Source organism: Kineosporia corallincola (assembly GCF_018499875.1).
Taxonomy (GTDB): Bacteria; Actinomycetota; Actinomycetes; order Actinomycetales; family Kineosporiaceae; genus Kineosporia; species Kineosporia corallincola.
This window is the reverse complement of sequence record NZ_JAHBAY010000013.1, coordinates 226,527-248,165: the sequence shown is the minus strand read 5'-3', so window position 1 is coordinate 248,165 and position 21,639 is coordinate 226,527. Positions and strand designations below refer to the sequence as shown.

Here is a 21,639-nt window from a genome sequence, read left to right as displayed (position 1 = left end):
ACCGGATGACAACCGGCCCCTCCAGGCCCGACCGTGGCGGCATGAGACTCACGAAGACCTGGACCGACGGGCAACTCGTCGCCGGCCGGGCGATGACACCCGAGGAGATCCAGCACCGGCTGCTGCTGAGCCGGATCGCCGCCGCCGCGAACGGTGACGGCGCACGCCGCAACCGCCGCGCCGAGAACAGCCGGCGCCGGGCCCGCCGCAGGGTGGGCCGCCTTGACGACTGACTCTTCCCGCTCCGTCCCCAGACCGGAGGTTCGCCGCACGGGCGCACCCCCGGTTCTTTCGTTTGCCGCCCGGTTTCCGAAGACCGGCCAGCAGAAAGCGTGTTCGGCCGGTCACAGCTAGAAGCCGGCCCGATATCCGATCGCTCGAATCCAGTTATTTGTTACTCAAACCGCTGCGAACCCGATGATCTTCGGCTTTCATGCTTCCTGTGGGGGTTCTGTGAGTACCCCTTTTCCCCGATCTGAGGTGAGCTGAATCGCCATGAAGAAGAGCCACATTGGCCGCACCACGGCCCTGATGGCGGCCGCCGGCGCACTGCTCGCCGCCTCGTTCGTGACCTCCGGCACGGCCCAGGCCGCCGATGCCGAGTGCGCCGCCACCGGCATCACGCCCAGCGTGATCTCACGCGGCGTGAAGGCCGACATCGAGACCGTGGTCACCCTCAAGACCGACTGCCCGGCCGGCAGCCAGGTGGAGTGGCACGGCTCCATCGCCTGGCCGGAGGGCGTCACCCGGATCGAGACCAACCCCTACTCGATGTTCACCACCTTCCAGGGTGACTCGCCCAAGTTCAACCACAGCGACGAGGGCAAGGTCTACATGCCGGCCTTCTCACCGAAGAACGACCTGGCGGGCATCCCGATGCCGGTCAGCATCTCGGGCTTCGTCGATGCCGACGGCGACGACAAGCTCACCGACGAGCCCACCTTCGGCTGGTCCGGCACCATCACGCAGCTGCGGCAGACCCGGGTCGGCATCTTCAGCACCCCCACCACCACGGTGACCAAGGGCGCCTCGATCAAGTTCTCGGCCGCGGCCGAGCGGGCCAACTGGGACACCCGCACGTGGGACACGTTCCGCGGCGCGGGCTTCCTCGACCTCCAGTTCAGCAGCGACGGCGGCAAGACCTGGAGCAAGGTGTCCACGCACGGTTTCGACGACAGCACCTTCGCCACGGCCACCGAGACCGGTGACTACCGGGCGCATTTCAAGGGGGACCTGCACAGCGGGGCCTCGGCCAGCACCCCGGTGCACGTCACCGTCAGCTGATCCGCCCCTCCCGAACGACGGAGCCGGAGGTCCGCCACGGGGGCGGACCTCCGGCTCCGTTCGCGCCGGTCACCGATCAGCTCGGTCAGACCAGGGCCGGCTCCGGCACGAGGGCCTTCTCCACCGCGGCCTCGATGTGCAGGCGCGTGGTCGGGAACACCGGAACCGCGCTGTCCGCCTGGGAAATCAGCAGTTCGATCTCGGTGCAGCCGAGGATCACGCCCTCGGCTCCCTGGGCCACCAGACCGGCGATGATGTCGCGGTAGGCCTGGCGCGACTCCTCCTTGATGATGCCGACGCACAGCTCCTCGAAGATCACCCGGTGCACCACGGCGCGGTCCTCGGCCGACGGCACGAGCACCTCCAGGCCCTGGGTGGCCAGACGCTCCTTGTAGAAGTCCTGCTCCATGGTGAACGCGGTGCCGAGCAGGGCGACCTTGCGCACGCCCGCGCCACGCACCGCACCGGCGGTGGTGTCGGCCAGGTGCAGCAGCGGCACGCTGATCGCACCGGCAACCGCGTCGGCCACCTTGTGCATGGTGTTCGTGCAGATCAGCACCATGTCGGCGCCGGCCGCCTCCAGCCCCTTGGCCTCCCGGGCGAGCACCCGGCCGGCCTCGTCCCACCGGCCGGCCCGCTGGAGCTTGCCGATCTCGGCGAAGTCGACGGACGTCATCACGAGCTTGGCCGAGTGCAGACCGCCGAGCCGCTGGGCCACCATCTCGTTCGCGATCCGGTAGTACTCCACCGTCGACTGCCAGCTCATCCCACCGAGCAAACCGATCGTCAGCATGTCCGTCTCCTTCAAGCGCGCCGTCCTTGACCGCTTTCACAGTTCCGCAACCTTTGAAGGTGCCGCAAGAACGACTTGGTCGGAGGATTCCCCAAGCTCAGCTTTGTCTTCTGTCGGAGGTGTGGCTCAATGGGTCCCATGGCAGCAATTGGGGACGACGAGAAGCCCGCAGCCCACATCCACGCCGTGCCGGACCCGGAGGCGGGCACGGCCTGGGCCGGTGGCCGGGCTCCGCGCCACGCTGTCGCGCATCCGGCGTCCGAACGCCCCACCCAGCGGCTGACCAGGACGATCCCGGCCGTCGAGGGACCGGAGGAGACCGTTCTCGGGGCCGGCGCGACGGGCGCAGGCCGAGTGCCGAGGTCGGGCACCGGGCCGGGGGCGGTCAGGTCGGCGGGCCAGGTCGGCGATGCACCGCAGCACCGGACCGAAACGGGAACACACGGGCAGTCAGGTAACAGCAAGGTGACCGGAAAGACCGGAGAGGGCGCCGCAACGGTAGAGACGGGAGGCACGGTGACCGAGGGCACGACAGCCAGAACTGCTGCCACCAGAACCGCGGCGCCGGCCGACGGGATCGCCGAGCCGCTCGAACCCCACGACCCCGACGAGGGCGAGGGGACCGGCGAAGCCGCCACCGACGTCCCCGACCGCCCGGTGCTGGCCGAGGGAACGGCCACCGCCCGGCTGGACCCACGACGCCTGCTGGTGTTCCGCGAGGTGGCGCACTCCGGCTCGATGGCCGCGGCCGCCCGCACCCTGGGCTGGACCCAGCCCGCGGTCAGCCAGCACATCCGCAAGCTGGAGAAGGATCTCGGCCTGGCCCTGATCACCCGGGTCGGGCGCGGCATCGCGCTCACCGATCCGGGCCAGCTGCTGCTGCGCCACGCCGACGCCATCGACGCCCGGCTGGAGGCGGCGGGCGAGGCCCTGGCCGACCTGGCCCGCCGCCGCACCGGACGGGTGCGGATCGCGGCGTTCCCGTCCGCGAGCGCCACCCTGGTCTCGACCGCCCTGATGAACCTGAGCTCCGAGCACCCGGGCCTGGACGTGCGCCTGACCCAGGTCGAGCCGCCCGAGGCACTGGTGCTGCTGGCCGAGGGTCAGTGCGACCTGGCGATCGTGTTCGACTACCCGGGTGAGGATTTCGAGCGCGGCCCGCTGGAGGCCGTGAAGCTGCTGCGCGACCCGCTGCGGGCCGTGCTGGGGCCGGGGCACGCCCTGGCCGGGCGGGAGTCGGTCACCCTGACCGACCTGGCCGGGCAGCGCTGGATCGCCGGATGTGTCTCGTGCCGCAAGCATCTCGTGCGGGAGGCGGTGAAAGCCGGTTTCACGCCCGACATCCGGCACAGCACTGACGACTACGTGGTGGTGCAGGCCCTGGTGGCGGCCGGGATCGCGGTAGCTACCCTGCCCGGCATGGCACTGGCGGCAAGCCTCAATCCGGCCGTGAAAGTGCTTCCCCTGGAAGACTACCCGGCACGTACGGTGTCGGCCGTGCTGGCGCCGAGCAGCCACGGCGTGCCCGCCGTGGAGGCGGTGCTGGAGCAACTGCGACTGGCGGCCCGGCCGGTGGGTGCCTGAGCGGAACGGGCGCAGACCCGGATCGTCGTGCGGGTGACAGGCGGGCGGCGACCTGGCTGCCAGCCTGTTTCCCACGGGACGGCGGATGATGCCGGTGGATTCTGGCCGATCTCGGTGTCCGGGCCGATCCGGCGACTCCCGCGGGATCTGTTCCGGTGCAAGGCTTCAGGTGCGGGCGGGGCGGCGTCTCAGTGCGTCGCGGCCGGCGGTCGGAACGGTGCGTCTGAGCGCGGCGCTGGTCTGGCAAGCCATCGTTCCTCCACTTCACCCGTCTTTGGGTCCCCCAAGCTTTCCCTGCGGATACGCCTGACTGCAAGACGTAGTCGACGATCGGTCACAACCGGGCGCCCGTCCGCACCCGTCCGGCCGGTTCCGGGCCGGTTCGTCCCCGGGCCGGTAAGGGGACGACGAGCGGACGACGAGGGGTCGGCCCGGCTCGCGCCCGGCCGGGCGGCCTGCTGGTATGAGACCGGACCAGCACCAGCAGCCGCGCATGATGAGGGAGCCGCCCCGTGGAGACCGTTGACGCCGTGGTGATCGGTGCCGGGCCGAACGGGCTGGTCGGCGCCGCGGCCCTGGCCGACGCCGGCTGGGACGTGCTGGTGCTGGAGGCGCAGGACGAGGTGGGTGGCGCCGTGCGGTCCGGCTCGCTCTGGCCGGAGAGCCCCGACGTCACGTCCGACCTGTTCAGCGCCTTCTACCCGCTGGCCGCGGCGTCGCCGGTGATCAGGCGGCTGGAGCTGGAGAAGCACGGCCTGACCTGGGTGCAGGCGCCCAGCGTGATCGCCCACGTGGCCACGCCGGACGAGGACGACTGCGCCGTCGTCCACCGTGACCCCGCCGACACCGCAGCCGCGCTGGATCGCGACCACGCCGGTGACGGCGACTCCTGGCTGAAGCTGTTCGAGCAGTGGCAACGGCTGCGCGACCCGCTGCTGGAGGCGTTGTTCACCCCGTTCCCGCCGGTTCGTTCGGGCGCGAAGCTGCTGTGGCGAGCGGGTGCGCACGACACCCTCGACCTGGCCCGGATCGCGGCCGCCCCGGTGATCCGGCTGACCCAGGAGTGGTTCGGCGGCGAGCACGGCCGGCTGCTGGTGTCGGGCAACGCGATGCACGCGGACGTGCCGATGGAGGCGCCGGGCAGCGGCCTGTTCGGCTGGCTGCTGGTGATGCTGGCGCAGGACGTCGGTTTCCCGGTGCCGCAGGGCGGGGCCGGGATGCTGTCGCAGGCGATGGCCCGGCGGGCCCAGGCGGCCGGGGCCCGCATCGACACCGGTGAGAACGTGACCGACGTGGTGGTGCGCGGCGGCCGGGCGACGGCCGTGCGCACCGCGACCGGGCGAGAGGTCGGGGTGCGCCGGGTGGTGCTGGCGGACGTCGACGCACCGCGCCTGTTCAACGACCTGGTCGGGCCGGAGCACCTGCCGGCCCGGCTGCGCGCCGACCTCGGCCGCTTCGAGTGGGACCTGCCCACGGTGAAGGTGAACTGGCTGGTGGACGGCGGCATCCCGTGGCGGGCCCAGGCGGCCCGCACAGCGGGCACCGTGCACTTCGGCACCGACCTGTCCGGGCTCTCGCGCTGGTCGTCCGACCTGGCCGCGAACCGCGCGCCGGACGAGGTGTTCGCCCTGCTCGGGCAGATGACCACGGCCGATCCGGCCCGCTCGCCGGAAGGCACCGAAAGTGTCTGGGCCTACACCCATCTGCCGCGCGACCGACACGACGACGCGCATGCCGGGAAGGTCGCCGACCGGCTCGACGAGACCCTGGAGCGGATGGCCCCCAGCTTCCGCGAGCGGGTGCGGCACCGCACCGTGCAGCATCCGGGCGATCTGGAGGCCGCGGACGGCAACCTGCACCACGGGGCGATCAACGGTGGCACCGCCCAGCTGCACCAGCAGTTGGTGTTCCGCCCGGCCACCGGGCTGGGCCGGCCGGAGACCGTGATCGACGGCCTCTATCTGGCCAGCGCGGCCACGCACCCGGGCGGCGGCGTGCACGGCGCCTGCGGGTGGATCGCGGCCCGCTCGGCCCTGGCCGCGGAGGGCCGGCTGGGCCGGCCGGTGAAGGCGGCCCGCAAGGGTGCGATGAAGGTGCTCTACCGGGGCTGAGCCATCAGACCCGGAGCCGGGTCACAGGCCCCAGTCCAGTTCTCCGTTGGTGACCCGGGGCCGGTCCCGCACGATCGACCGGCCGTGCAGCAGGCTGTCGGCCACGTCGCGCAGCATCCGCTCGATCGACGGCCAGCGCAGCCCGGGCCGGCCGTCGTCGTCCTTCTGGAACTCGGTCACGCACCCGTGGTGCGGACCGGGCCGGGTGTCCACGTACAGACCCCATCCGGCCCCGTCGCCGGCGAACGGCACGAACGAGGGCAGGAAACCGCCGGACGGCGTGCCGGCGTCCTGGGCCTCGTAGGCGTCGACCACCCAGTCGTGGTCGGCCTCGGCGTAGAGCCCCTGGTAGGTACGCCAGTCCCCGACGATCTGCTCCAGCGACAGAGGGGCGTAACCGGGCAGCAGGAACGGCAGCTCGTCCACCCCGTCGTGCAGTTGGTACCAGCGTCTGAGGTCGTCCGGCCAGGGTCGCGGCATGACCTGCTGGGCCGCCCGCAACGCCGCCTCACCAGCCGGTGGGCGCACCAGGCCCGCCGACACCGGGGCGTTCACCCGGCACCAGTCCATGATCGTCGCCCAGGACCGTTCAACCGTCATAACAGGAAAGACTAGGCACAGAGGTTTCATCTCCTAGCCAATCGGGTAAGAGGCGACCCTCTGGTGACGCTCTGCGGTGGCCTCTTTACGTGAGGCGCGCACCGGCCTACCGTCACTGGGAACGAGGGCCGAGGACGACCGTCGCAGGGGGCCGCGCGTGCCGAGCTCACCACGAGCGGTCAGGTGGCACGCCGCCCCGCACACCGGGCCGGGATTCACGGCCCCGTCCGGCCCGCCCGGCACAACGACGACAACGATGGACGACGCCGGCCCGGCACCGGATCCGCAGGCCACCGGCACAGCCCCCGGCACGGGCACCGGCACAGCCACCCCGCACACGCCGTTCCCGGCACGTTGGCCGGTTCCAGGTCGCGGTGCACCACCCCGGCCGTGTGGCGCGCCGCGATCGAGCACCCGGGCGACCCGAGCTCGCCCTCTCACCGACGCCCCCGTCGTCCCCGGCTCCTCACCGACCCCCACCGACACCCCGCCGACGCTCACCGACACCCACAGGCGTCCACAGGCGTCCACAGGCGTCCACAGGCGAAGACACCCGTACCGCCGGGAGTTCCGGCGCAGCCCGGTCCGGACGTGGGCGAGGGTGCCCGCACCGGGCGATCCCATGGATCCGGGCCCATGGATCCGGTCAACCATCAGGAGGATGCGCGATGACCACCACGCCGGTGCCGATGACGACACCCAGCGCGAGCAGCACCAGCGAGATCCGGATCGTGCTGGTCGACGACCATGCCGTGGTCCGGCAGGGTCTGCGGGCGGTGCTGGAGCGGGAGCACGACCTGCGCGTGGTGGGTGAGGCGTCGTCCGCGGCCGGGGTGCGGGCCGTGGTCGAGCGGTCGCGGCCCGACGTCGTCCTTCTGGATCTGAAGCTGTCGGCCACCTCGGACACCGAGGGCCTGGCCGTCTGCGCGGCGCTGACCGCCCGGTTCCCCGGTCTGGGAGTACTGGTGCTGACCACGCTGCTGGACGACCGGCTGGTGCTGTCAGCGATCCAGCACGGCGCACGGGGTTACCTGCTGAAAGACGTGGACACCGCCGAGCTGGTGCGGGCGATCCGGGCGGTCGGGCGGGGCGACAGCGCCCTGGACGCCCGCAGCACCGCCGCCATGGTGCGCAGCCTCAGCCCGGGTGCCGACCCGGCCCGCCCACGGCTGACCGAGCGCGAGACGGAGGTGCTGCGACTACTGGCCCAGGGCTACTCCAACCGGGCGATCGGCAGCCGGTTGTACATCTCGGAGACCACGGTGAAGTTCCACGTCAGCAATCTGATGCGCAAGCTCGACGTGTCCCGCCGGGCCGAGGCGGTGTACACCGCCAGCAAGCTCGGATACCTGTGATGATCTTGAAAAGGCTTGTGCCCCATGAATTCGGGGTGAGCTTTCCCTCGCCCGGGTCGGGCACCGAACTCTCCGGAGGGCCGTTGAGCAGGGCATACGCGACCGGTGCGGCGGCCGTTCGCCGACTGCACCGGCACTGTGGCCTAGCCAGACAACCTCCGTCCGCGTAGGTTACGCTTCCGAAGGCGTAACTTACGAAAACGTAGGTTGCCGACATCCCGGCAGGAAGGCCCCACCGTGCAGACTGGACAGTCATTGCCCGGAACCGACGTGGCGCAGACCCCGAGCCCGGCGACCGACGAAAAGCTCCCCACCGTCATCCAGGGCGGCATGGGCGCAGCCGTCTCCAACTGGGTCCTGGCCAAGCAGGTGTCCCAGGCCGGTCAGCTCGGTGTGGTGTCCGGCGTCGCCCTCGACACCGTGGTGGCCCGCCGTCTCCAGGACGGCGACCCGGGTGGCCACATCCGCCGCGCCTTCGCGGCCTTCCCGGTGCAGGAAGTGGCAGAGCGCGCGCTGGAGAAGTTCTTCCGGCCCGGCGGCCGCGAGCGGGACCAGGCCTACGTGCCGGTGCCGAACCTGACCATCAGCCCGGTCGCCCGCAGCCGTGAGCTCCAGATCCTCAGTGCCTTCGCCGAGGTCTGGCTGGCCAAGGAGGGGCACGACGGGGTCGTCGGCATCAACATGCTGGAGAAGATCCAGCTCGCCATCGTTCCCGGTCTCTACGGCGCGATGCTGGCCGGCGTCGACTACGTGCTGGTCGGGGCGGGCATCCCGTCCAAGATCCCGCGTCTGCTCGACCAGCTGGCCCGGCACGAGCAGTCCGACATGGAGATCCACGTCGACGGCGCCACCCAGACCTACGCCACCTCGCTCGACCCCGACCTGGTCGTGCCCCGGGGCACCCTGCCGCCGCTGAAGCGCCCGAAGATGCTGGCCATCATCTCGTCGCACCCGCTCGCGGCCTACCTGACCAAAGAAACGATCACCACGCCCGACGGCTTCGTCGTCGAGGGGCACGTGGCCGGTGGCCACAACACCCCGCCGCGCGGCCGGATGACGATCACCGACGAGGGCGAGCCGGTGTACGGCACCCGCGACGAGGCCGACCTGGCCAAGATCGCCAAGTACGGCCTGCCGTTCTGGGTGGCCGGCGCCTACGCCACCCCCGAGCACGTGGCCGAGGCCCGGGCGATGGGCGCCGTGGGCGTGCAGGTCGGCACGATCTTCGCCCTCAGCAGCGACTCCGGCACCACCCCGGAGAACCGGCAGAAGCTGCTCGACGCGCTCGCCGAGGACCGGCTCCAGGTGAAGACCGACGCCCTCGCCTCCCCCACCGGCTTCCCGTTCAAGGTCGTCCCGATGGATGGCACGATCGGCGGCGACGAGACCTATGCGGCCCGCGGCCGAATCTGCGACCTGGCCTACCTGCGCACCCCGTTCGAGCGCAGCCCGGGCAAGCTCGGCTACCGCTGCCCCTCCGAGCCGGAGGACGACTACGTGCGCAAGGGCGGCGAGCTGGAGAACACCGTCGGCCGTAAGTGCCTGTGCAACGGCCTGATGGCGACCGTCGGCATGCCCCAGGTGCGGGCCGGCATCGAGGAGGACGCCCTGCTCACCCTGGGCTCCGACCTCACCGCCGCCAAGGAGCTGCTGCGCCGCCACCCGAACGGCTGGAACGCCCGCCAGGCCCTGGACTACCTGCTCGGCGGCCCGGCGCTGGAGCAGGCCCCGCGCCAGGACCTGGCCCTCGCCGCCCGCTGAACCTCGCCACTGCCGTGATCATGCGCGGGACCACTCGCGCATGATCACGGCGAGGTGCTGAACACCAGCCATCCACCGGCGTGCTCGTGCACCCGGAAGCGCCCGCCGGGCGGGCAGGCGCGCGCCCCGGCCTCCCGCAGCCCGGCCAGGCCCAGGGTGCGTACGGGCCCGGCCTCCGGCGGCACCGCCACGATCACCTGCCGCCGCGCCAGCCGTAGCGCCTCGGCCAGCACCCGGTCGCCGTGCGCCTCGTCGAGGTGCTCCAGCAGGTGCAGCAGGGTCACGGTGTCCACGCTGCGGTCCGGCAGCGGCACCGCACCGGCGTCGCAGCACAGCACCGGCAGGCTCAGCCCCAGCCGGGCCGAGACCCGGCCGAGCCGCGCGCCGGCTCCCGGCAGCAGGTCGGAGGCCAGCACCTGGACCGGTCGGCCGAGCGAGCCCGAGCGCACCCGCAACGGGAAGAAGCCGAAAGAGCTGCCCAGGTCGAGCAGCGAGGCCGAGACCGAACCGGCCAGCAGTTCCTCGGCGTGCCGGTAGACCGCCGCCAGCCCGTCCGTACCGGGCTCACCCAGGCCACGTAAGGTGTTGCGGTAGAACAACTCCCAGGCTTCCATCGGGTCGGGCCGGCAGCTCAGCACCACGCCGGTGAGGATCCGCTCGAAACCGTCCGCGCCATGGATCCACCCTGGCCCCAGCTCGCGACGCAGCAGGCCGGTCAGGACGTCGCGGTCGATCGAGGCATCGGGCAGCGCGTGCAGCACGGCCAGATGCCCGGACGCCCGGCCGATCGCGAAAGAGCCCGTCGTCGTCCATTGTTCAGCGTCGAGGCCACGCAGGGAATCCCGGCGCGCCACGGTGACCACGCCGTCCGTGTAACACCCGCCAGGAGCCGGGGCGAACGGGTCGATCGGCGGCGGACCGGAGACCGTCCGCAGGGTTTCGCTCATCGCAGTGCTCCAGAATGGTGGACGACGTCCGCTCCCGACCCGCCTGGTCCCGTGCCACCAGATCGCCTCGGCAGCCACTCGGGAGAACTCAAGGCCGGCGCCCCTTCCGGTCACCCACACCCGGCCCCACCTGCGTCTGCGGCCAGGGACGCTGCACTCGACCGGCCGTTTCGCCGTCCCCGTCGGCCCTCTGGAATCGAGATCCGGCCAAATGGTGTTGAACTGGCTGGTATGACACACGCGGATTCACGGTTTGTAAAGTTCCCCCTACCGCTTGTGTCATTCTTCACCGGAAGTGGACGCTGCCCCTAGGGGCGGAGCAGACTGAGCGACAGTGGAGGGGAGTACTCCCTAGAACGGTGACGTCGTCAACACGGCATCTCGACACCAGACCGGTCAACGCAGCCCGGTCGTGCCCGGCGTCATCGGCTCGGATCAATCAGATCCGGCACATCCCTCGGATGCGCCGACGTCTGCCGGGCGGAGGAGACCTCCGGTTCTTTCGCATGGGAAGAAGCCGGAGGCCCTGGAATGCACGTCAGCGCGACCTGGTGGATCGCCACCATCGTCCTGGTCCTCGGGATCACGACCGTCGACCTGGTTCTCAACCGCGGTCAGACACACATCTCCATCCAGCACGCGGTGCGGTGGGTGCTGTTCTACGTCGCCGTCGCCCTCGCCTTCGGCGTGGCGATCTTCATCGACTTCGGGGCGAGTTACGGCGGTCAGTTCATCGCCGGCTGGCTCACCGAATACAGCCTGAGCGCCGACAACCTCTTCGTCTTCCTGGTGCTGATGACCAGGTTCTCGGTGCCCGAATACCTGCAACTACGGGTGCTGACCATCGGCATCATGATCGCCCTGGTGCTGCGGGCCGGCCTGATCGCCCTCGGTGCCGCGGCCATCCACCAGTTCTCCTGGGTCTTCTTCATCTTCGCCGCCTTCCTCCTCTACACCGCCTGGAACCTGCTGCGTTCCGGGCACGACGAAGACAGCGACGCCGGTGAGGAAGCACCCCCGTCGGTGGTCGGCTGGATCGGCCGGGTCATCCCGAGCACGCCGATCTGGCACGGCGCCCGGCCGGTGATCAAGCAGAACCACCGCTGGATCGCCACCCCGATGCTGATCACGATGATCGCGATCGGCATCACCGACGTCCTCTTCGCCCTGGACTCGATCCCGGCGATCTTCGGCCTGACCAAGGAACCGTTCCTGGTGATCACGGCCAACGCCTTCGCCCTGATGGGGCTGCGCCAGCTGTTCTTCGTGGTGCGCGACCTGCTCGACCGCCTGCGCCACCTGGACACCGGCCTGTCGATCATCCTCGCATTCATCGGCGTGAAGCTGATCATGGAGGCGTTCCACGACAACAACCTGCCGTTCCTCAACGGCGGCGACCCGATCCACGCCGTACCAGTGGTGCCCACCTGGCTCTCGCTGGGCTTCATCATCGGTGTGCTCGGCGTGGTCACGGTGACCAGCACCATGGCCAACCGGCGCGACGCCCGCACCGCCGCCCTGGCCGAGGGTGCGGTCGCGAGCAAGGACGACGAACCCACCCGCGCCGCCTGATCGGCAACACTCCTGGAGGCTCCCCCGGCGCACCTCGGCCGGGGGAGCCTCTTGCTGCTCAGGCCCTGGTACTGCACTCATGATCAGTGGACGGTCACGGACGATGGCGGGTACCGTTCGAACGGTAACCGGGATCGAGAGGGGGGACGCGCACATCATGGCCCAGACGCACGCTCAAGGTTTCCCGCGCTTTTCTCGGTTCTCCCTGTTCAGCGGCCGTATCGGCGACGACGGCCTGACCCGCCGCGAGCGTAGGCGCCTGGCGCGGGAGTACATGAACACCGCGGGCCGCAAGTCCTCTCAGGCCGAGATGGATGCTTTGGAAGCTCGCCTGAAGGCTCGGCTCGAGAAGGAGTCACGCAACACTGAGGCGTGACCGATCTGCTCGATTGGCGGCCTTTCGAGAAGTCCGACCGTCCCGCCCTCGCGCGGTTCGTCTGCACCGACCCCGAGAGCAAAATCTGGGACGGGAGCAAGAAGACACATCCGCGCCCCTGGGAGTACACGGTCCAGAGCGCTGTGCGCAGGCACCGACCGCGCGCGGCGCACGGCGACCAGATGTACCTCGGCCTCGATGACCGCGGAATCGGCGCCGTCGTGGCCTGGAGCCGCTACCCCGACCCGGGCCAGTGGCTGCTGCAACTGATCGCCGTCACGACCCGTTACCGAGGCCGGGGCCGGGGCTGGGGCTGGGCGAGGGAGGCGGTACAGGTCTCCATGAACGCGATGACCGAGGCGGCCGCCGCAGCCGGCTCCGGGCGCCTTCTCGTACAGGCCCGCATCGATCGCAGAAACACCGCCAGCAAGCGCCTGTTCGGCGAGGCCGGATTCTCGTACGAGAGTGATCACTCCGACGATCTTGAGACCTGGGTCAGCTACACGTCTCTCCGGGCAGCCACCCGCCCGGCGTCCCGTCCGCATATGTGAACCGCTCTGTTATCGTCTGACCGCCGCGTCTCACCGATAGGAGCGCCCGTGTCCGGGTCTGGTCAGGATTCCCTGGGGGACGACGCCGAACCGGCCGGTGCCGGCGGCGTTCGGGAGGTCAAGTCGGCCGCCCGCACCGTCGAACTGCTCGAATTCCTGGCCGCACGGCAGAACCGTCCCGCCCGGCTGCGCGAACTCAGCGAGGCGCTGGGCGTTCCCCGCAGCAGCCTGCACGCCCTGCTGCGAACCCTGGCCAAGTACGGGTGGGTTCGCGCCGATCCGACCGGCACGCTCTACGGCATCGGGATCCGCGCCCTGCTGGCCGGCACCAGCTACCTGGACACCGACCCCTATCTTCCGCTGGTGCTGCCGGTGCTCGACGAACTGCGCGAGCAGCTGGACGAGACCTTCCACTTCGGCCGCCTCGACGGCCAGGACGTGGTGTACCTGGCCACCCGCGAATCCAGCCAGCACCTCAGGCCTTACAGCCGGGTCGGGCGCCGGCTCCCGGCCTACAGCACCTCCCTGGGCAAGTCCCTGCTCAGCGCCCGCACCGGTGACGAGCTGGAGCAGCACCTGCCCGCCGAGCTCGGGGCCCTCACCCCGCACACCATCGTCGACCGCCCGGCCCTGTACCAGGACCTGGCGGCCACCCGGCAGCGCGGCCATGCCGTGGACAACCAGGAGAACAGCCTCGGGCTGAAGTGTTTCGCGGTTCCGCTGGGCTACGCCGAACCCGCCGTGGACGCGATCAGCGCCTCGATCCCGATCGCCCGGCTGAATCCTCAGCGCGAGGCCGAGGTGATTCAGGCCCTGCGCCGTGCCGGTGACCGGATCGCCCGTGTCGTCACACCGGTTTCGCTGGGCACCGCCTGGGTGCAGGGCGCCTGATCCGCATCCCCCGCGTCTACACACGCGACCCTTGTCCACACATGTGAACCGTGTCAGGATGCTGAGGACGTCTCCCGATGAAGGGTAGCCATGTCCGAGCTGATCTCTGCCGTCCGCGTGACGCCGGTGGCCTTCCGAGACCTCCCGCTGCTCAACAGTGTTGGCGTGCACGAGCCGTTCGCGCTCCGCACGATCGTCGAAATCGTCACCGGCAGCGGGCTCTACGGGCTCGGTGAGACCTACGGCGACGAACCGCATCTGCGCCGGATCGAACGCGCCGGCACGGCGCTGATCGGCACCGACATCTTCGACCTTCACGAAATCCGGCGCCGGGTGGCCGTTTCCCTGGATCACGACGACCAGGCCGGCGGGCACGGCATGGCTGGCATGGTCACCACATCGTCCACCACCGACCGGGTGCTCTCACCGTTCGAGGTGGCCGCCCTGGATCTCCAGGGCAAGATCGTCGGGCGGCCGGTCAGCGACCTGCTCGGTGGGGCGGTCCGCGACCGAGTCAGCTTCACCGGCTACCTGTTCTACAAGTGGGCCGCCCACCCCGGGCACGACGAAGACGGCTGGGGCGCCGCCCTGGACCCCGGTGGAATCGTCCGGCAGGCCACGAAAATGATCCACGAGTATGGCTTCTCGTCACTCAAGCTGAAGGGCGGCGTATTCCCTCCGGACCAGGAGGTGGCCGCGATCCAGGCCCTGCGGCAGGCCTTCCCGCACACCCCTCTGCGCCTCGACCCGAACGCGGTGTGGACCGTGCCGACCTCGATCAAGGTCGGCCTGCAACTCGACGGCGTGCTGGAGTACCTCGAAGACCCGGCCGCCGGCATTCCGGAGATGGCCGCGGTGGCGCGTGAGGTGCCGATGCCGCTCGCCACCGACATGTGCGTCGTCGCCTTCGACCACCTGAAACCGGCTGTGCGGCAACAGGCCGTCGGCGTGGTGCTCGCCGACCACCACTTCTGGGGCGGCCTGCGGCGGTCCCAGTCGCTGGCCGCCATCTGCGACACCTTCGGCCTGGGCCTGTCCATGCACTCCAACTCGCACCTGGGCATCAGCCTGGCCGCGATGGTGCACCTGGCCGCCGCCACCCCCAATCTGGACTACACCTGCGACACACACTGGCCGTGGAAAGACCCGGAAGACGACGTGATCGTGCCCGGGGCGATCGGTTTCGAGAACGGCGCGGTGAAGGTGCCGGTGAAACCCGGCCTGGGAGTGGAGCTGGACCGGGACGCCCTGGCCCGCTTGCACCAGCAGTACCTGGACTCCGGCATCCGCAACCGCGACGACACCGGCTACATGCGCCGGGTGAACCCGGACTGGAAGGCGCCCCGCTGGTGAGAGTGCTGGTGACGGAACAGGTCATGCAGCGGTTCCGGCCCGTGCTCACCGCCGGCCCGGCCCACGACTGGGTGTTCACACATGGCTTGGAACAGGCCGTGGCGGCAGCGCCGGGCACCGAGATCCTGGTGGGTGCCTCGGTTCCGGCCCGGCTGATCGAGGCCTGCGGCCCGGCCCTTCGGCTCGTGCAGGTCACCGGCGCCGGCACCGACAAGGTCGCGGATCTCCCCCCGAACGTGGTGCTGGCCAATACTTCTCACCACGGCCGGTCGATCGCCGAGCACGTCATGATGGTCTCGATGATGCTGCTGCGGCACGTGCCGCGAGCCCGGCGCGAACTCGGCGAAGGCCGATGGCGCACGGTGACGACCGACCCCACGGTCCCGTTCGGCGGCGTGCTGGCCGGCCGCACCCTGGGCCTGGTCGGCTTCGGTGAGATCGGTACCCAGGTGGCACTTCTCGCCCGGGCCCTGGGGATGAGGGTGCGGGCGGTGCGGCATTCCGGTCGGCCGGCCGAGGGTGTGGAGTGGATGGGCACCCCCGACCGGCTGCCCGAGCTGCTCGCGGCCGGCGACGTGGTGGTGGTCACCGTTCCGCTGAGCGGGGCCACCCGCGACCTGATCGACGCACAAGCTCTGAAAACCATGAAGAACGACGCGATTCTGGTCAATGTCGCGCGCGGCGCCGTGGTGAACGAGCAGGCCCTGCACGACGCCCTGAGCCGGGGCACGATCGGAGGCGCGGCCATCGACGTCTGGTGGCGCAACCCGCGGGACCCGGGCGCCCCGCCGCCCTCGCACCTGGACTTCACCGGCTTCGACAACGTGGTGCTCACCCCGCACCAGTCCGGCCACACCGAGGAGACCTTCCACGGCCGGGCCCTCGACATCGCGGCCAACGTGCAGGCCCTGGCCACGGGTCTGCCGCTGCGGAACCTGGTGTACCCGAAATCCTGACCGCGGCAATCATGCTGGACGGCGAGGAGCCCGCGACCAGCCCCTCGTCGTCCATCAATTTCACGCCGGCACAGCTTGTTTCGAGGCCTGGAGCGGGTGGTGACACTCGGCGTCGTGGTCCGGGGCCGACGGGTCACGGGTGAGCGACGGGGCCGTGGTGGCGCAGACGTCCGTGGCCTTCCAGCAGCGGGTGCGGAACCGGCAGCCCGAGGGCGGGTTCAGTGGCGAGGGGATCTCACCCTCCAGCAGAATCCGCTCGCCCCGGTCGGATTCGTGCAGCTTCGGCGCGGCGGACATCAGCGCGGCGGTGTACGGATGCCGTGGCCGATCGAAAACCGCCTCAGTGGGACCCTGCTCGACGATCCGGCCGAGATACATCACCGCCACCCGGTCGGCCACGTGCCGCACCACCGACAGATCGTGCGAGATGAACACGTACGACACGCCGAGCTGCCGTTGCAGGTCGTTGAGCAGATTCAGCACCTGCGCCTGCACCGACAGGTCGAGCGCGGAAACCGGCTCGTCACAGATGATCACGTCGGGCCGCAGGGCCAGGGCCCGGGCGATGCCCAGCCGCTGCCGCTGACCGCCGGAGAACTCCTGCGGATACCGCCCGGCGTCACTGGGACGCAGCCCCACCAGGTGCAGCAGCTCCCGCACCCGGGCGGCCCGGTCGCGGGAGCTCGCGTACAGATGCCGGTGCGTCTTCCAGGGTTCGGCAATGATCTGGCCGGCCGTCATCCGCGAGTTCAGTGAGCCGTACGGGTCCTGGAACACCATCTGCACCCGGCGTCGCCAGGCCAGTAACTGCTTGCCGCGCAGGGCGAACGGATCGGTGCCGTCGAAACGCACCGTGCCCTCGTCCGGTCGCTCCAGCATCAGCAGGGTGCGGGCCAGCGTCGACTTGCCGCAACCGGACTCGCCCACCAGCCCGAGCGTCTCGCCCCGGCCGAGCCGGAACGACACGCCGTCCAGCGCCTTCAGCCGGCCCCGGCGCGAACCGTCGCGCACGTCGAAGGTCTTGCTCAGGCCGTCGGCCTCCAGCAGATCAGTCATGATCGGCCACCTCCTCGGTGAAGTGACAGGCGGCGGTGTGGCCCGGGGCCACCTCGCGCAGGACGGGACGTTCGGACGCGCAGCGCTCCCGGGCCAGCGGGCACCGGGCCTGGTACACGCAGCCGGCCGGGATCGACGCCAGGTCGGGCGGGGTGCCGCCGATCGAGGCCAGTTCCTCGCCACGCGCCACGTGCACCGGCACCGAGTCGAGCAGGCCCTTGGTGTACGGATGCCGTGGCGACCCGAAAACCTCTGATACCCGCCCGGTCTCGACCACGTGCCCGGCGTACATCACCGCCACCCGGTCGGCCTCCTCGGCCACCAGCGCCAGGTCGTGGGTGATCAGCACGACGGCCATCTCGCGCTCGGCCCGCAGTTCCCGCAGCAGCGCCATGATCTGGGCCTGCACGGTGACGTCGAGTGCGGTCGTCGGCTCGTCGGCCAGCAGCACCGTGGGATTCAGCGCCACCGCCATCGCGATCAGCAGCCGCTGCCGCATGCCGCCGGAGAACTGGTGCGGGTAGGCGTCCACCCGGGACTCCGGATGCGGGATGCCGACCCGGCGCATCAGCTCGATCGCCTCGGTCCGGGCCGCCCTCGCCGAGATCCGCCGGTGGATGCGGAACGGCTCGGCCAGCTGCGTCCCCACCGGGTACACCGGATTCAGCGCGGTCAGCGCGTCCTGGAACACGATGGCCAGCTCGGTGCCCGCCAGCGCCCGGCGCTTTCGGCGCGAGGCGGTGACCAGGTCGGTGCCGTTCAGCGTGACCGACCCGCCGGTGACCGAGGCGACCGGGTCGAGCAGACCGGCGATCGCCTGCGCGGTCATCGACTTGCCGCAGCCGGACTCGCCCAGCAGGGCCAGCGTCTCGCCGCGGACGGCCTCGAACCCGACGCCGTCCACCGCCCGCAGGGTGCCCGAGGGTGTCTCGATGTCGACTGTGAGACCGGTGACGTTCAGTACGGCGGTGCTCATGTCACCGCACCCCCTTCCGGCGCCTGCGCCGGGGCAGGGCCAGTCGCCAGCGCTGGGCCGGGTCGGTGGCCAGCCGGGCCCAGGACGCCAGCACGGTGGCCGACACGGTGGTCACCACGATGGCCAGACCCGGGAAGAACGAGAGCCACCAGGCGGTCTGGAGGTAGGTGCGGCCCTGCGCCACCATCAGGCCCCAGCTCACCGACGGCGGCTGGATGCCGATCCCGAGGAAGCTGAGCGACGACTCGGACAGCATCACGAAGCAGAAGTCGAGCGTGGCCACGGTCAGCAGGGTGGGCAGGGTGACCGGCAGCACGTGCCGGAGGATCACCGCCGAGGGCCGGGTGCCGAAGGTGCGCGCGGCGTCGACGAACAACCGGCTCTGGAGCTCGGCGGACTCGGCCCGGGCGGTGCGCAGGTAGATCGGGATCCGCGTGATGGTCAGCACCAGAACCAGATTCGCGGAACTCGGCGAGAAGATGTACAGCACCACCACGGCCATCAGCAGCGACGGGAAGCTGAGGATGATGTCGGCCACCCGCATCACCACGGTCTCCCGCCAGCCCCGGTGGTAGCCGGCCCACATGCCGACCAGCGAGCCGATCACCAGCGACAGCAGCACCGCCGGCACCGCCACCGAGAGCGTGGTGCGGCCGGCCACGATCAGCCGGGCCAGCACACTGCGCCCGAGGGCGTCCGTACCGAGCAGGTTGAGCCAGCCGTCGGCCAGGCTGAACGGCTCGGCGTTGGCGTTCAGCAGGTTCTGCTCCCCCGCCTCGTCACCCACGAACACCGGGCCGATCAGCACCACCAGCACGACGAACGTGAGCACCAGCGCGGCGAGCGTGGCCACCCGGTCGCGCAGCAACAGTCTCCACAGCGGGACACGGCTCGAAACCGTTTCCTCCACCCGGCTCTCCACCACGGCCGTCATGCCGGCACCTTCTCCCTGACCCGTGCGTCCAGCAGTGCGTAACCGATGTCGATGAGGATGTTGAGGACGAAGATGGAGACCGCCGTCAGCAGCACGCAGGCCTGGAGCACGGCGAAGTCGCGACCCAGGATCGAGTCGATCATCAGCTTGCCGATCCCCGGCCAGCCGAAGATGGTCTCGACCACCACGGCGCCGTTGATCAGGCCGACCATCAGGTCGCCGGCCACGGTCAGCGCCGGCGCCGCGGCGTTGCGCAGGCTGTGGTGCGTGACCACACGCAGGTCACCGGCCCCCTTCGAGCGGGCCAGCCGCACGTAGGGAGCGGACAGCGCCGACACCATGGCCCCGCGCACCACCTGGGTGAGCACCCCGAGCGGCCGGATCACCAGCGTGGCCACGGGCAGCACCCAGGACGCCATCCCCCCGGTGACGCCCGAGGTGGGCAGCCAGCCCAGGCCGACGGCGAAGACCCAGACCCCGATGACGGCGAACCAGAAGTCCGGCACGCTGGCCGCGGTCATCGACAGGAAGCCGGAGATCCGGTCGGCCAACGAGTTCGGCCGGTAGGCCGCCCAGCTGCCGATGACCACGGCCCCGACGACCGCGATCAGCATGGTGGAGAACGCCAGCTGGAGCGTGGCCGGGAAGGCCCGTAACGCCATGGTGGCGGCCGATTCCCCGGTGCGCAGCGACTCGCCGAAGTCCAGGCGCAGCACCCCGCCGAGGTAGTCCCACATCTGGGCCCAGACCGGGTCGTCGAGGCCGTTGCGCTCGATGAACTGCTGCCGTTGCTCGGGCGTGGCCGAGACCGGCAGGTAGAGGTTGGCCGGGTCGCCGGTCAGCCGGGCCAGGAAGAAGACCCCCAGCAGCACGGCGATCAGCGGCAGCAGACTGGTGAACGCCCGGCGGCGCAGGAATCCGGTCATGACACGGGACTCATTTCTGCCAGCCGCATCTCGTCACCGGTGGCCGAGTCCGGCTGGTACGAGACGCTCGCGGACTTGGCCAGGATCGCGCTCATGTGCGCGATGTAGGCGTACTGAACCACCTTCTCCTGCTCGTAGGGCCAGAGCTTCTCGAACGCGGCCTGCCGGTCGTCGCCCTTCAGCGCCTCGGCGGCATCGATCAGGCTGTCGAACTCCGCTGTGCCCCAAGAACTCTGGTATCCCTCGGCGAGCATGTACTGATCCAGCGTGAAAGCCGCGTCACCGGCCTGGTTCCCGTGCATGATCATCAGCAGGTACGGCCCGGTGTCCTCGGGGAACGGCCGGATCTGATAGGTCAGCTGGGTGCTCGTGTCCATCATCTGGATCTTGACGTTCAGACCGATCTTCTCCAGCTCGTTCTGGATCACCTCGATCGTCTCCTCGATCCGGGGGAACTGGGCGGTGCGCCCGATCAGCCGGATCTCGGTGTCCACCGGCACTCCGTCCGCCCGCGCGTCGTCCACCAGCTGTTTCGCACGAGAGGGGTCGTAGGGCCAGACCCTCTCGTCCGGGTTGTAGCCCACGATGCCCTCGGGGATCAGCTCACCGGCCGGCGTGGCCAGGTTCTCGAAGAGAGAGCGCACCAGGGTGTTCCGGTCGATGACGTAGTTGACGGCCTGCCGGATCCGGAGGTCGTCGAGCGGCGGCTCGTCGGACTGCATCCGCAGGGCTGTGGTCTCGTTGTTGCGGTAGGCCACGGCCAGCTCGCCGGCGCCGTCCTCGGGCGCCAGACTGGTGGCGATGTCCGCCTCGCCGTTGGTCACCATGGCGGCCCGCACACTGCCCTCGGCCCGCCAGACGTAGTTCACGTTCTGATAGGCCGGCGCGTCACCCCAGTAGCTTGGGTTGGACTCCAGCGAAAGTCTCTGTCCTGCTTGCCAGTCGGCCACCCGGTAGGGGCCGGTGCCGATCGGGACGCGCACCTTCTCGGTCGCGCTGGTCCGGGTGGAGACCATCTCGACGAACGAGAGACGCAGCGGGAGGATCGGGTCGGGCTCGGGGGTGCTGACGGCCAGCGTGGTGTCGTTCACGACCTCCACATCGAGGTCGGTGTCGCCGAAAACGTAACCCTCGACCTCACATCCGAGGTCGGAGTTGACCGCGCGGTCGATGGTGAAGGCCGCGGCCGCGGCGTCGAAGGGGGTGCCGTCGGTGAAGGTGACCCCCTCGCGCAGGGTGAAGGTCCAGGTCTCGTCGGACGTCTGTTCCCACGCGGTGGCGAGTTTCGGCCGTAGCTCGCCGGAGTCGGCGTCCCGCTCGACCAGCGGCTCGGTGATGTTCGAGCGGATGACCACGCCGGTGGCGGTCAGCGAGCTCTGGCACGCCTCCAGGGTGGGGGGTTCCTGGGGCAGAACGATGCGCAGACCGCCTGCCCCACCGCCGGTGACGTACTCCGAGTTGGCGACCGTGCAGCCACTCGCCAGAAGGGCCAGAGCCAGCACACCGACCACGCCGAAACGGCCCCGGGATCGCGAAAATGGTGGGCTCAACATTGAGTTCCTTCCCAGGTGTCCACAGATGTGGACGCGATCTGGATTCGTAGACGTACGGTA

The 21,639-nt window shown here is 70.3% G+C and carries 20 protein-coding genes; 12 read left to right on the top strand and 8 right to left on the bottom strand.

The features are described from left to right. Positions 1-41: 41 nt before the first annotated feature. Both KIH74_RS27850 and KIH74_RS27845 read left to right on the top strand, forming a co-directional pair. Entirely contained in the window at positions 42-233 is a 192-nt protein-coding gene (locus KIH74_RS27850; protein WP_214159325.1) for a hypothetical protein, read from the top strand. 262 nt (positions 234-495) lie between these two features. Beyond that, complete coding sequence (locus KIH74_RS27845) at positions 496-1,284, top strand: hypothetical protein (RefSeq protein WP_214159324.1); 789 nt, start codon at positions 496-498, stop codon at positions 1,282-1,284. An 85-nt stretch (positions 1,285-1,369) separates the two neighbouring features. Here the strand turns inward: KIH74_RS27845 and KIH74_RS27840 are convergent, their stop codons facing one another. Further along, the gene (locus tag KIH74_RS27840) at positions 1,370-2,077 is read right to left on the bottom strand and encodes an aspartate/glutamate racemase family protein (RefSeq protein WP_214159323.1); all 708 of its coding nucleotides are present in this window, start codon (positions 2,075-2,077) and stop codon (positions 1,370-1,372) included. Positions 2,078-2,593: 516 nt separating this feature from the next. Here KIH74_RS27840 and KIH74_RS38075 point away from each other — a divergent pair. After that, a complete protein-coding gene (locus KIH74_RS38075; RefSeq protein WP_214159322.1) occupies positions 2,594-3,661 on the top strand; it encodes a LysR family transcriptional regulator in 1,068 nt (355 codons plus the stop codon). A 512-nt stretch (positions 3,662-4,173) separates the two neighbouring features. After that, complete coding sequence (locus tag KIH74_RS38950; protein WP_214159321.1) at positions 4,174-5,772, top strand: phytoene desaturase family protein; 1,599 nt, start codon at positions 4,174-4,176, stop codon at positions 5,770-5,772. Between the two features lie 21 nt (positions 5,773-5,793). Here KIH74_RS38950 and KIH74_RS27825 read toward each other — a convergent pair whose 3' ends face one another. Continuing rightward, complete coding sequence (locus KIH74_RS27825; protein ID WP_214159320.1) at positions 5,794-6,372, bottom strand: SMI1/KNR4 family protein; 579 nt, start codon at positions 6,370-6,372, stop codon at positions 5,794-5,796. A gap of 668 nt (positions 6,373-7,040) precedes the next feature. Here KIH74_RS27825 and KIH74_RS27820 point away from each other — a divergent pair. Both KIH74_RS27820 and KIH74_RS38945 read left to right on the top strand, forming a co-directional pair. Beyond that, on the top strand, positions 7,041-7,727 hold the full coding sequence (locus tag KIH74_RS27820) for a MadR family response regulator transcription factor (RefSeq protein WP_246573190.1): 687 nt from the start codon (positions 7,041-7,043) through the stop codon (positions 7,725-7,727). 330 nt (positions 7,728-8,057) lie between these two features. Then, on the top strand, positions 8,058-9,488 hold the full coding sequence (locus KIH74_RS38945) for a nitronate monooxygenase (RefSeq protein ID WP_372492138.1): 1,431 nt from the start codon (positions 8,058-8,060) through the stop codon (positions 9,486-9,488). 44 nt (positions 9,489-9,532) lie between these two features. Here the strand turns inward: KIH74_RS38945 and mftM are convergent, their stop codons facing one another. Then, a complete protein-coding gene (gene mftM / locus KIH74_RS27810) occupies positions 9,533-10,435 on the bottom strand; it encodes a mycofactocin oligosaccharide methyltransferase MftM (protein WP_214159318.1) in 903 nt (300 codons plus the stop codon). A gap of 531 nt (positions 10,436-10,966) precedes the next feature. On the opposite strand from mftM, the gene KIH74_RS27805 reads away from it, so the two are divergent. The 6 genes from KIH74_RS27805 to KIH74_RS27780 all read left to right on the top strand — a co-directional run bounded on the left by KIH74_RS27805 (position 10,967) and on the right by KIH74_RS27780 (position 16,134). Further along, positions 10,967-12,007 (top strand): TerC/Alx family metal homeostasis membrane protein, encoded by a 1,041-nt coding sequence (locus KIH74_RS27805; protein ID WP_214159317.1) that lies wholly within the window; start codon positions 10,967-10,969, stop codon positions 12,005-12,007. Positions 12,008-12,164: 157 nt separating this feature from the next. After that, positions 12,165-12,383, top strand: coding sequence for a hypothetical protein (locus tag KIH74_RS27800; RefSeq protein WP_214159316.1), 219 nt, complete (start codon positions 12,165-12,167; stop codon positions 12,381-12,383). Next, positions 12,380-12,934: a GNAT family N-acetyltransferase gene (locus tag KIH74_RS27795; RefSeq protein WP_214159315.1), complete on the top strand. Its 555-nt coding sequence runs from the start codon at positions 12,380-12,382 to the stop codon at positions 12,932-12,934. The genes KIH74_RS27800 and KIH74_RS27795 overlap by 4 nt, the downstream gene beginning before the upstream one ends. 48 nt (positions 12,935-12,982) lie before the next feature. Further along, on the top strand, positions 12,983-13,825 hold the full coding sequence (locus tag KIH74_RS27790; RefSeq protein ID WP_214159314.1) for an IclR family transcriptional regulator: 843 nt from the start codon (positions 12,983-12,985) through the stop codon (positions 13,823-13,825). Positions 13,826-13,915: 90 nt separating this feature from the next. Further along, complete coding sequence (locus KIH74_RS27785; RefSeq protein ID WP_214159313.1) at positions 13,916-15,178, top strand: glucarate dehydratase family protein; 1,263 nt, start codon at positions 13,916-13,918, stop codon at positions 15,176-15,178. Between the two features lie 8 nt (positions 15,179-15,186). Then, the gene (locus tag KIH74_RS27780) at positions 15,187-16,134 is read left to right on the top strand and encodes a 2-hydroxyacid dehydrogenase (protein ID WP_214159312.1); all 948 of its coding nucleotides are present in this window, start codon (positions 15,187-15,189) and stop codon (positions 16,132-16,134) included. 60 nt (positions 16,135-16,194) lie between these two features. Here the strand turns inward: KIH74_RS27780 and KIH74_RS27775 are convergent, their stop codons facing one another. The 5 genes from KIH74_RS27775 to KIH74_RS27755 are packed head-to-tail and all read right to left on the bottom strand — an operon-like array spanning position 16,195 to position 21,579. Further along, positions 16,195-17,190, bottom strand: coding sequence for an ABC transporter ATP-binding protein (locus KIH74_RS27775; protein WP_214159311.1), 996 nt, complete (start codon positions 17,188-17,190; stop codon positions 16,195-16,197). Next, on the bottom strand, positions 17,183-18,166 hold the full coding sequence (locus tag KIH74_RS27770) for an ABC transporter ATP-binding protein (RefSeq protein ID WP_214159310.1): 984 nt from the start codon (positions 18,164-18,166) through the stop codon (positions 17,183-17,185). Before KIH74_RS27770 ends, KIH74_RS27775 begins: the two co-directional genes overlap by 8 nt. Before the next feature lies 1 nt (position 18,167). Next, positions 18,168-19,100, bottom strand: coding sequence for an ABC transporter permease (locus tag KIH74_RS27765; protein ID WP_214159309.1), 933 nt, complete (start codon positions 19,098-19,100; stop codon positions 18,168-18,170). Beyond that, positions 19,097-20,026, bottom strand: coding sequence for an ABC transporter permease (locus tag KIH74_RS27760; RefSeq protein ID WP_214159308.1), 930 nt, complete (start codon positions 20,024-20,026; stop codon positions 19,097-19,099). The genes KIH74_RS27765 and KIH74_RS27760 overlap by 4 nt, the downstream gene beginning before the upstream one ends. Further along, entirely contained in the window at positions 20,023-21,579 is a 1,557-nt protein-coding gene (locus KIH74_RS27755; RefSeq protein WP_214159307.1) for an ABC transporter substrate-binding protein, read from the bottom strand. The genes KIH74_RS27760 and KIH74_RS27755 overlap by 4 nt, the downstream gene beginning before the upstream one ends. Between the last annotated feature and the right edge of the window lie 60 nt (positions 21,580-21,639).